The organism is Sphingomonas bacterium (assembly GCF_903644055.1).
In the GTDB taxonomy this organism is placed as follows: domain Bacteria; phylum Pseudomonadota; class Alphaproteobacteria; order Sphingomonadales; family Sphingomonadaceae; genus Sphingomonas_I.
Genome location: NZ_CAHJXD010000010.1, coordinates 1 through 8,230, shown reverse-complemented (window position 1 = coordinate 8,230; position 8,230 = coordinate 1). Strand labels below are relative to the sequence as shown.

The window sequence follows — 8,230 nt, the reverse complement described above, 5'->3', positions numbered from 1 at the left end:
GGGGTCCCGCTTGTTCTTCAGCGTTGGCAGGTAGCGGGACCCCGGCTCAAGGCCGGGGTGACGGTCAGCTTGAACGGGACAGTCTCTAGAGCCGCGTGCCCGTCACCGCGAAGCTGCCGAAAATCCCCGCCTTGACCTTGCCTTCGAGCAGGTCGCCCGAAACCACGGCCTTACAGGTGAGCGTCACCGGCAAGGGCTTGGGAACGCGCATCGCCCAGCTCAATTCGTCGCCGTCGACATCGCCCTCGATGTCCATCGATCCGATCCCGCCCTCGGCGGCGCCGGTAAAACCGCCGCCCGCGCTGTTCACCGTCAGCACGAAATTCTGATCGCCCATCGGCGAGCTGACCTTGCAATCCCACTTGCCGTCGACGTTTGCCATGCCATGTCCCGTTCTTGATGATGCGCGCCTAGAGACGGCGACGCGCGAAGGTCAAGCAGGGCTTGTGTGGTAGAAATACAACACCACATCGGCCTGCACAGGAGGTTGTATGAACATCGAAAAGCTGACCGATCGCGCCAAGGGCTTCTTGCAGGCCGCGCAGACCGTGGCGATCCGCATGAGCCACCAGCAGATCACCCCCTCGCACCTGCTCAAGGCGCTGCTGGAGGACGAACAGGGGATGGTGAGCGGGCTGATCGCCAAGGCGGGTGGCGATACGCGTCGCGCGCTGGGCGGGGTTGATGCCGCGCTCGCCAAGATTCCCGCGGTCAGCGGATCGGGCGCGCAGGCGACTCCCGGAATGGACAATGATCTTGTCCGCGTGATCGATCAGGCCGAGCAGATCGCGCAGAAGGCGAGCGACAGCTATGTCACGGTCGAGCGCATGCTCGTGGCGCTCGCGCTGTCGCTCAACACGGCGGCGGGCAAGGCGTTGCAGGCGGCGGGGGTCCGCGCCGAGGCGCTCAACACCGCGATCAACGAATTGCGCGGCGGCCGCACCGCCGATACCGCCGGCGCCGAGGACCGCTACGACGCGCTCAAGAAGTTCGCGCGCGATCTCACCGAGGCGGCGCGCGAAGGCAAGCTCGATCCAGTGATCGGTCGCGACGAGGAGATCCGCCGCACGATCCAGATTCTCGCGCGCCGCACCAAGAACAATCCCGTGCTGATCGGCGAGCCCGGCACCGGCAAGACCGCGATCGCCGAGGGCCTGGCGCTGCGCATCGCCAACGGCGACGTGCCCGACGGCCTCAAGGACCGCAAGCTGATGGCGCTCGACATGGGATCGCTGATCGCGGGCGCCAAATATCGCGGCGAGTTCGAGGAGCGGCTGAAGGGCGTGCTCGATGAGGTGAAGGCGGCTGCGGGCCACATCCTTTTGTTCATCGACGAGATGCACACGCTGGTCGGCGCGGGCAAATCGGAAGGCGCCATGGACGCGGGCAATCTGCTCAAGCCCGCGCTGGCGCGCGGCGAGCTGCACTGCATCGGTGCGACGACGCTCGACGAATATCGCAAATATGTCGAGAAGGACCCCGCGCTCCAGCGGCGCTTCCAGCCGGTCTTGGTCGGCGAGCCGACGGTCGAGGATACGATCTCGATCCTGCGCGGGCTCAAGGACAAATATGAGCTGCACCACGGCGTGCGCATCACCGATGGCGCGCTGGTCTCGGCGGCGACGCTTTCCAACCGCTACATTACCGATCGCTTCCTGCCCGACAAGGCGATCGACCTGATGGACGAGGCCGCCAGCCGGCTGCGCATGGAGGTCGAGAGCAAGCCCGAGGAGATCGAGGGGCTCGACCGCCGCATCATCCGCATGAAGATTGAGCGCGAGGCCCTGTCCAAGGAGAGCGACCAGCCCTCCCGCGATCGGCTCGCCGCGCTCGAGGAGGAATTGGCCGATCTCGAGGAGCAGTCGGCGGCGCTCACGCAGCGCTGGGTGGCGGAGAAGGACAAGATCAACGCCGAGGCGAAGATCAAGGAACAGCTCGATGCCGCGCGGACGCAGCTCGATCAGGCGCAGCGCTCGGGCGACCTCGCAAAGGCGGGCGAGCTTTCCTACGGCACGATCCCCGCGCTGGAGCGCGAGCTCGCCGGCGCGCAGTCCGCCGCCAAGGGCGCGATGGTCCGCGAGGAAGTGACCAATGAGGATATCGCCGCGATCGTCAGCCGCTGGACGGGCGTGCCGGTCGAAAAGATGCTGGAAGGCGAGCGCGACAAGCTGATCCGCATGGAAGAGGTGATCGGCGCGCGTGTGATCGGCCAGGCCGAGGCGGTCGCCGCTGTATCGCGCGCCGTACGCCGCGCGCGCGCGGGGCTACAGGACCCCAACCGGCCGCTCGGCTCCTTCCTGTTCCTGGGACCGACCGGCGTCGGCAAGACAGAGCTGACCAAGGCGCTCGCCGGCTTCCTGTTCGATGACGACAGCGCGATGGTCCGCATCGACATGAGCGAATATATGGAGAAGCACGCCGTCGCGCGGCTGATCGGCGCGCCGCCGGGCTATGTCGGCTATGAGGAAGGCGGCGTGCTGACCGAGGCGGTGCGGCGGCGGCCCTATCAGGTCGTGCTGTTCGACGAGGTCGAGAAGGCGCATTCGGATGTGTTCAACATCCTGCTGCAGGTGCTCGACGATGGCCGGCTGACCGATGGGCATGGCCGGACGGTGGACTTCACCAACACGCTGATCATCCTGACCTCGAACCTCGGCAGCCAGTTCCTCGCCAACCTGCCCGAGGATGCCTCGACCGACGTCGTCGAGCCGCAGGTGATGGAGGTGGTGCGCGGGCATTTCCGCCCCGAATTCCTCAACCGGCTCGACGAGATCATCCTCTTCCACCGGCTGGGGCAGGCGCACATGGGCCCGATTGTCGACATCCAGATCGGCCGCGTCCAGCGGCTGCTCAAGGATCGCAAGGTCACGCTCGACATCTCGGCGGGCGCGCGCGAGTGGCTGGGGCGGGTGGGCTACGATCCGGTCTATGGGGCACGGCCGTTGAAGCGGGCGGTGCAGCGCTACCTCCAGGATCCGCTCGCCGAGGAGATATTGCGCGGGCAGGTGCCCGATGGCGCGACGGTCAAGGTCGACGATGGCGACGGCAAGCTTGAGCTGGCGGTTGCATAAAAAAAGGGCGGCTCCTCGCGGAGCCGCCCCCTTAGGCCGAGTTCGCTTCGATTACTTGAACTTGAAGCTCGCGCCCACCCGGAAGGTGCGACCGATGACGCCGGCATAGTGCCAGGTCGGCAGGTAGTTGGTGCCCGAGTAGGACGCCGGAGCCACCGGCGCCTTGGCGTTCGTGAAATTGCCGACGTTGATGTAGAAGGTGAAGGCGTCGTTCACCCGCACCGTGCCGTTCAGATCGGCGTAGATGAACTTCTTGATATAGCAGTTCGCGGACTGCGAGGCTGCCGTCGGATATCCATAAAGATCTCCAGCCGCCGTCGCGCAGGAAAGGTCAATCTGGCCATTCGCTCCCGGCGCTTCCTCATCCGCGGCTACCTGCTTGATGCGCGATACATAGTAGGTCGTCGCGCTCAAGCTGAATTGCTTGTAGGTGATCGTGTTCTGCCAGTTGCCGCGCCACTTCGGCGTGCCGGCGCCCGACGACAACTCGTACGGCCCGAGCGTACCCGCATATTTGCGAATGACGCCATCGCCGAAGTCGACGTTGAACTTAAGGATCTTGGTAACATCCAGACGGCTCTGGATGCGCAGGTCCTCGTTGACCGGGATGTTGAGGTAGGCGTTCACGTCGATGCCTTGCGTCTTGAAGAAGCCGGCATTGACGTACGGCCCGTTGATCACGAGCACGCGAGGCAGCGCGTTCGGGAAGAGCGGATCGACCGCGTCAACCGCGCTGACCGAATAGCCGGGAATGGCGGCGACAGCGGCGATCGCAGCGGGAAGCGTCGTCTGGCTGTAGTAGGCCGCGCGTGCCTTGCCGGCGTCGGGACCGGCGACGATCGTGTCGGTCTTCTTCACGTCGTAGAAGTCTACGCCCACGCTCAGCCAGCGCACCGGCTGGAAGGTCGCGCCGAGATCCAACTCACGCGACTTTTCCGGCTTCAGGTTCGGGTTGCCCGAGAAGCCGCCGCCGACGCTGTAAGGCGCGGTGTAGAAGGTATTGGCGGTGCCGCCGTGCGCTGCAACGAAATTAGCCGGCGGCTGGTAGGTAACGAAGCCAGGGTAGCTAGACGCCGGGTTGCTCTCCGCGAACGTCGGCGCGCGGAATCCCTGCGAGTAGCCACCGCGAATGCTGACCATCTTGACCGGAGTCAGCACCGCCTTGATCTTCGGCGAGAAGTGGCTGAACCCTTCCGAATAATGATCGTAGCGACCGCCGCCGACGATCAGAAGCTGATCGAAGATCGGCGCCTGCACCTCGAAATAGCCGGCCGACACGGTGTGCCTGCCGAACGCCGCCGCGGTGTTGGCATAGTTCAGCAGCTGCGGGTTCTGGCTGTTGTTGGTCAGCGTCTCGCGACGGATCTGGCCGCCGACAGCGACCGACAGGGCTTTGCCGCTCGGCAACATGAACAGGTCCTTGGAGATCGAGGCGTCGAGCGCCGCCTGCGAGCTGTTGGACTTCGACGCGTTGATGGGAGCGACGAGCTGGCGCACGGCAGTTGAGTTCGAACTTGGATTGACGAAGTTGTAGGCGCCCGTATTTATCGCCTGCCGCAGGCCTGCGATGCTGACGGTGCTGAACGACGTATATGTCAGATAATCCTTCGCGCCGACGGCATCGACGTTGAAGTTCCAGCCGTCGCCGAAGCTGCCGCGAACGCCGGCGGTGCCGCGGATCACGTGGTTCTTGCGATCCGAATGGCCCACGATGTCGGGCAGGTAGCCGTAGAACCGCGCGGCGTTGGCGAGCGCGGTCGCTTGGGTCGCGTTGATGTCGGTCGCATAGGGGTTGTTCGGGTTGAGGCGCTTGTCGGCGGCGGTGAAGCAGTTCACGCCTGCCGCGCAGACGAAATACGGCAGCACGACGTTGAGCGAAGATGTGGTGGGCGCACCGCCATAAGGCTGGCGGTTGCGGGCGACCGCCGGCGCGCCGAGGATATCGACTTCGTTGAACGTGTAGCTGCCGCTGACGTAGCCCTCGATATCATCGCTGACCCGGACCGACAGACGGCCACTGAACGAGTAGCGATCCTGGCGCGGCTGGACCTGGCTGTATTCGTTGGTGGCGTTGGACCGGCACGCGGTGCCGCCGGCTGCGCCGGCGACGGTGAAGGTGCCGTCCGCGCAATTGAGGTTCAGCGTCGTGTAGGTGCCGCTGGCCGTGCCGCCCGTAAACGGATCGTTTATGTCCGTCTGGGTGGACCGGCGGACGGTGCCATTATCGCGAGACGCGGTGAGCGATGTGATGCCGGTGTTGTTCTGGGCGAGGCCGATCGTGCTCAGGTCCGCCGTGTTGAAGGGAAAGCCGATGTCCTGCACCGAAGCGCGACCGTCATGCTGATATTCGGCGCCGGCCCAGAAGTTGAAGCCCTGCCGCTCATAATCGCCGATACCGCCGGTCAGGTTGACGCGAATGCGGCCGGCATACCCCTTGCCCGCCTCGCCGCCTTCGATCGCTCCATCCAGGCCGTTGTAGTGCTTGCGGGTGATGATGTTGACCACGCCGCCCAGCGCATCGGCGCCGTAGGTGGAGGATGCGCCCTCACGCAGCACGTCGACCTTTTCGACCGTGGCGAACGGGATCGAGTTCAGATCGACATAGGCGTTATGGCCGTCGTCGTTGAGCGGGAAATTGGCGGTACGCAGGCCGTCGATCAGGACCAGCGTCGAGGAGACGCCGAGGCCGCGCAGCGACACGGCGGCACCGCCGGCCGAGAAGCCGCCCTGGAAGCCCGTCGGGATCGAGCCGGCGCTATCCGCCGATACCGAGCGGATCGCGTCGTTGATCGTGGTGATGCCGGCCTTCTGAAGCGTATCCTGCGTGATCGTCGTGAGCGGTGAAACCGTGTTGACCTGGTTCCGGAAGAGCGAGCCGGTGACGACGATGTCCGGACCTTGATCGCTGATCTTGGAGGAGCTGTCCTCGACCTGAGCTGGCGTAGCCGCCTGGCCCGAGACCTCGCCGGGGGCGGGCGGAACCGTTTGCGTGGCAGGCGCCTGCGCCAAGGCAGGCGAATTGACGAACGCCAAAAGCGCGATCGTGGAAATGGCCGAACCAGCCCGGAGGCGGCGCGCCGTGTTGCTGAATGTCACGATATTGACCCCTTTATGTCATCGGCCGTTTCCGTGCCGTGATCTATAATGTCGCTTCCGAGCCGGCCGGAGCCGGAACAAAGCTTGCCGACAGGATGCTGCCCTGTTCATCCTCTGTAAACCGGTACGACGCGCTTGCAGCAATTCGGCAAAGAGGTGTCGCAAATGCACAACAGTAGCGTCATATATTGGCAATACACCTGAAGCCGTAAACAGATGTCGCGACACACGTTCCGATCGGCTAAAATACCTGCGTGGATATAGTTTCGCCCGATGTCCCCAGTTCCGGATTTCTTAGGGCGGGGGAACATTATCTACCGATCCGGATCTATTATGAGGATACCGATGCGGGTGGAGTGGTCTATCACGCCAACTATCTTCGCTATTTCGAACGCGCGCGGTGGGAGATGCTCGCGCTGTGCGGGGCCGATCACCTCGCCGCGCTGCATGGCGGCGAGGGCAGCTATGTCGTCGTGGAGGCGACGCTGCGGTACGAGAAGCCCGCGAGGCTCGGCGACAGGGTGACGATCGTCAGCCGGCTGATCGAAGTCCGCGCATCGTCGTGCGTCGTTCAGCAAAAGGTCATGCGCGGCGATGCGTTGTTGGTGGCGGGCCGGATCAGGGTTGCGTTTGTCGCGCCCGGCGGCAAACCCAGAAGGCAGCCCGCCGCCTGGATAGCGGCTTTCCGGAACGTCATGGGCAGGGCCGAAATGGGAGCCGCGAGCACGGAATGAACGATCTGGTGGTTACTTCTTCCGTCGCGGGCACGCTTTCGCCGCTGGCTTTGTTCCTGCATGCCGATCTCGTCGTGAAGATCGTGATGGCCGGTCTGCTGCTCGCCAGCCTGTGGACCTGGACGATCATCCTGGGGCGCGGCCTGTCGCTCGCGCGGCTGCAGAAACGCAATGCCGCGTTCGAGCGCGATTTCGCCAAGGCGGAGGATGTCGATCGCTTCCACCGCGAGCATGCCAGCTCCGATCTGCCGAGCGCGCGCGTGTTCGTGGCGGGCGTGCAGGAGTGGCGCCTCTCGACGGGCGGCAAGCGCGTCGACCGCGACGCGGCGCGCGCGCGCCTCGCGACGCTGATGGGCAGCACGTCGGCGGCCGAGATCGATCGCCTATCGAGCGGGCTCAACGTCCTCGCCACGATCGGCAGCGTCTGTCCGTTCGTCGGGCTGTTCGGCACGGTGTGGGGGATCATGCGCTCGTTCAGCGATATCGCCGCCTCGCAGAACACCAGCTTCGGCGCGGTCGCCCCGGGGATCGCCGAGGCCCTGTTCGCCACCGCGCTCGGCCTGTTCGCCGCGATCCCCGCGGTGATCGCCTACAACCGCATGACCCACCGGCTGGATCGCATCGAGGCGGGCGTCAACCGCTTCGCCGACGGTTTCCACGCGACGCTGAGCCGCGAACTGGACCAGGAGGCCTGAGGGGGTGGCGATGGGGCCGGTCGCACGCAGAGGGCATGGCCGCCGCCGCGCGCCGATGGCGGAGATCAACGTCACGCCGCTGGTCGATGTCATGCTCGTGCTGCTGATCATCTTCATGGTCACGGCGCCGCTGCTGGTCGCGGGCGTGCCGGTCAACCTGCCGCAGAGCCGCGCGGGCGCGCTCGATCAGGACAAGAAGCCGATCCAGGTCTCGCTCGACGATCAGGGTCGCGTCTTCCTCGATGACGAACGGATCGCGCTGGCGGCGCTCCCCGATCGCCTCGCCGCGCGCAAGGCGGCGGCGGGGACGGAGCCGCCGCAGGTCTTCCTGCGCGCCGATCGCGGGCTGGATTACGGCAAGGTGATGGCCGTGATGGGCGAGCTCAGCCGCGCCGGGCTCACCAAGGTCGCGTTGGTCACCGAGGCGGGCGCGAAGAAATGAGCCGCCGCGCCGGATATCCCGATGGAACGGGCTGATCGCACGGGGCTCGGCCTCGCCGTCGCCGCGCATGCCGCGCTGTTCGCGGCCTTGACGATCGGCATCGCCCACCGCCCGCCGCCGCGCGCGCTCCAGCAGCCCGCGGTCGACGTCCAGCTCGTCGATGCGGTGGGGCTGCAATCCGCCGCGCCGGCC

6 protein-coding genes are annotated in these 8,230 nt (G+C 65.6%); 4 read left to right on the top strand and 2 right to left on the bottom strand.

Annotated elements, in window-relative coordinates; all coding sequences use genetic code 11:
• Positions 1–85: 85 nt before the first annotated feature.
• Positions 86–382, bottom strand: a complete 297-nt coding sequence (locus tag HUU94_RS00410) for a hypothetical protein (RefSeq protein WP_174273162.1) — start codon at positions 380–382, stop codon at positions 86–88.
• Positions 383–491: 109 nt separating this feature from the next.
• On the opposite strand from HUU94_RS00410, the gene clpB reads away from it, so the two are divergent.
• Positions 492–3,071 carry an ATP-dependent chaperone ClpB gene (gene clpB, locus HUU94_RS00405; RefSeq protein ID WP_174273161.1) on the top strand — a complete coding sequence of 860 codons (2,580 nt, stop codon included), beginning with the start codon at positions 492–494 and terminating at the stop codon, positions 3,069–3,071.
• A gap of 51 nt (positions 3,072–3,122) precedes the next feature.
• Here the strand turns inward: clpB and HUU94_RS00400 are convergent, their stop codons facing one another.
• On the bottom strand, positions 3,123–6,167 hold the full coding sequence (locus tag HUU94_RS00400) for a TonB-dependent receptor domain-containing protein (protein ID WP_174273160.1): 3,045 nt from the start codon (positions 6,165–6,167) through the stop codon (positions 3,123–3,125).
• 254 nt (positions 6,168–6,421) lie between these two features.
• Here HUU94_RS00400 and HUU94_RS00395 point away from each other — a divergent pair, with 254 nt between their 5' ends.
• From HUU94_RS00395 to tolR, 3 genes are read left to right on the top strand one after another with little or no spacing between them, the layout of a single operon-like run.
• The gene (locus tag HUU94_RS00395) at positions 6,422–6,901 is read left to right on the top strand and encodes a YbgC/FadM family acyl-CoA thioesterase (protein ID WP_368039829.1); all 480 of its coding nucleotides are present in this window, start codon (positions 6,422–6,424) and stop codon (positions 6,899–6,901) included.
• Positions 6,898–7,596 carry a protein TolQ gene (gene tolQ, locus HUU94_RS00390; protein ID WP_174273159.1) on the top strand — a complete coding sequence of 233 codons (699 nt, stop codon included), beginning with the start codon at positions 6,898–6,900 and terminating at the stop codon, positions 7,594–7,596. Before HUU94_RS00395 ends, tolQ begins: the two co-directional genes overlap by 4 nt.
• A 10-nt stretch (positions 7,597–7,606) precedes the next feature.
• Positions 7,607–8,038 carry a protein TolR gene (gene tolR, locus HUU94_RS00385; RefSeq protein ID WP_438827093.1) on the top strand — a complete coding sequence of 144 codons (432 nt, stop codon included), beginning with the start codon at positions 7,607–7,609 and terminating at the stop codon, positions 8,036–8,038.
• Positions 8,039–8,230 lie beyond the last annotated feature (192 nt).

Bases quoted from the DNA above. Each gene is read 5' to 3' on its own strand.
- HUU94_RS00410 (WP_174273162.1), bottom strand. From the start codon at position 382: ATGGCAAACGTCGACGGCAAGTGGGATTGCAAGGTCAGCTCGCCGATG.
- clpB (WP_174273161.1), top strand. From the start codon at position 492: ATGAACATCGAAAAGCTGACCGATCGCGCCAAGGGCTTCTTGCAGGCC.
- tolQ (WP_174273159.1), top strand. From the start codon at position 6,898: ATGAACGATCTGGTGGTTACTTCTTCCGTCGCGGGCACGCTTTCGCCG.
- tolR (WP_438827093.1), top strand. From the start codon at position 7,607: ATGGGGCCGGTCGCACGCAGAGGGCATGGCCGCCGCCGCGCGCCGATG.